Origin of the sequence: Ideonella azotifigens (genome assembly GCF_006519715.1) — a bacterium.
Classification (GTDB): Bacteria; Pseudomonadota; Gammaproteobacteria; order Burkholderiales; family Burkholderiaceae_C; genus Ideonella; species Ideonella azotifigens.
The window spans coordinates 1-1,926 of the sequence record NZ_VIDT01000878.1 but is presented as its reverse complement, the minus strand read 5'-3'; the positions used below and the strand labels follow the sequence as shown (position 1 = coordinate 1,926).

The following is a 1,926-nucleotide window of genomic DNA, read 5'->3' as shown; positions in this document are numbered from 1 at the left end:
TTCGAGGCGATCGCCTGGGTCGAGATGGCGCGCGGGCTGCTGCTGCACCACGTACAGCTCGAAGGCAGCGGCGACACGGCGCGTGTGGTGGCTTGCCACGTGGTCGCGCCGACCGAATGGAACTTCGATGCCGACGGCGCGGTGGCACGCGTGCTGGAGCAATTGCCAAAACAGCCTGCAGACAAGGGTTTGCGCCGACTCAGCGCGCTGATGGCCGCTTACGATCCTTGCGTGCCCCACCAACAGGATCTGCCCATGCCCCACGAGGCCGCCCATGCATGAAGCCAGCCTGGCCGGCGGCATCCTGAAGCTGGTCGAAGACAACGCCCGGCGCGAAGGCTTCGTGCGTGTCACCTCGCTGCGCCTGGAAGCCGGGCAACTCGCCGGCGTGGAGCCGCGCGCGCTGCGCTTCGCGCTCGAAGCGTTGGCGCCCGGCACCTGCCTGCAGGGCGCGGTGTTCGAGATCGACGAACCGCCCGGCCAGGCTTGGTGCATGCACTGCTGCGGCACCGTGTCGATCGCGCAGCGCGGCGCGGCCTGCCCGGGCTGCGGTGGTTACCAATTGCAGCCTGTCGGCGGCACCGAATTGCGGGTCGTGGACATGCTGGTCGAAGACGTGTGAAGGAGAAGCGCTGATGTGTGTCGTTTGTGGTTGTTCAGAGACCGGCCCTGCCGGTGTGGTGGCTGAAGGGACGGGGCACGCGCATGTCCACGCGCACGGCAGCGAGCACGAGCATGCCCACGTGCAGGTCGACCCGCGCCACGGCGACCTGCACTTCGGGGCCGGCACGGCACGCGTTTCGGTGCCCGGCATGAGCCAGGCACGCGCGGTCAAGCTTGAGGCCGACATCCTCGGCGAGAACAAGCGCATCGCGCGCCACAACCGCCAGCACTTCGAAGCGCATGGCGTGACGGCGCTGAACCTCGTCTCCAGCCCCGGCTCGGGCAAGACCACACTGCTGTGCGCCACCATCGAAGCGCTGAAGGCACGTGCGCCGCGGCTCGCGGTGTCGGTGATCGAAGGCGACCAGCAGACCAGCTTCGACGCCGACCGCATCCGCGCGACCGGCGCGCCGGCGATCCAGATCAACACCGGCAAGGGCTGCCACCTCGATGCACCGATGGTGGCAGAAGCGTTCGCGCGCCTGCACGATCACGATCACCACCACGACCACCGCGATCACCACGACGCGCGCAGCCTGCTCTTCATCGAGAACGTCGGCAACCTCGTGTGCCCCGCGCTGTGGGACCTGGGCGAAGACGCGAAAGTCGCGATCCTGTCGGTCACCGAAGGCGAAGACAAACCGCTGAAGTACCCCGACATGTTCGCCGCCGCCACGCTGATGCTGCTGAACAAGACCGACCTGCTGCCTCATCTGCACTTCGACGTGCAGCGCTGCATCGAGGCGGCGCGGCGCGTGAACCCCGCCATCGAGGTGATCCAGCTCTCGGCCACCACCGGCGAAGGCATGGGCGCGTGGCTGCAGTGGCTGGAGCAGCGCATGGCCGCGCCCGCCTGAGAGACTGAGCCGATCATGGACCACGCAGCGTTCACACACTTGCCCGACGTGCTCGCACTCGGCGCGTGGCTGAAGAACGCCGCATGCCGACTGAGCGCGGGCGAGCCGCGCTTCTCGGCCGTGCACGGCGACCTCGGCGACCCGCAGGCCTGCATCGCGCTCGAAGCCTCGGTGGCCGCGCTGTTGAACGACACGCCGCGCAGGGTCACCGCGATCGCGCACGATCTGCATCCCGACTTCTTCAGTACCCGCCTCGCGCTGCGGCTGGCAGCCGAGCTCGGCGTACCGGCCATCGGTGTGCAGCATCACCATGCGCACATCGCGGCGGTGATGGCCGAACACAGGTTGCAGCAGCCGGTGATCGGCCTCGCGCTCGACGGCGTGGGCCTGGGCAGCGACGGCCAGG

General features: G+C 68.6%; 2 protein-coding genes and 2 pseudogenes. All 4 read left to right on the top strand.

Annotation, left to right across the window (positions count from 1 at the left end):
- Positions 1-282, top strand: a pseudogene (locus FKP22_RS32995) (hydrogenase maturation factor HoxV/HupK); the annotation flags it as partial.
- Entirely contained in the window at positions 275-622 is a 348-nt protein-coding gene (locus FKP22_RS28775; protein ID WP_141291549.1) for a hydrogenase maturation nickel metallochaperone HypA/HybF, read from the top strand. The pseudogene FKP22_RS32995 and the gene FKP22_RS28775, both read left to right, overlap by 8 nt.
- A gap of 13 nt (positions 623-635) precedes the next feature.
- On the top strand, positions 636-1,520 hold the full coding sequence (gene hypB / locus FKP22_RS28770) for a hydrogenase nickel incorporation protein HypB (RefSeq protein WP_141291547.1): 885 nt from the start codon (positions 636-638) through the stop codon (positions 1,518-1,520).
- A 15-nt stretch (positions 1,521-1,535) separates the two neighbouring features.
- Positions 1,536-1,926 (top strand): annotated as a pseudogene (locus FKP22_RS28765) (Kae1-like domain-containing protein); the annotation flags it as partial.

Coding starts and splice junctions, on each gene's coding strand:
- FKP22_RS28775 (WP_141291549.1), top strand. CDS start 275: ATGCATGAAGCCAGCCTGGCCGGCGGCATCCTGAAGCTGGTCGAAGAC.
- hypB (WP_141291547.1), top strand. CDS start 636: ATGTGTGTCGTTTGTGGTTGTTCAGAGACCGGCCCTGCCGGTGTGGTG.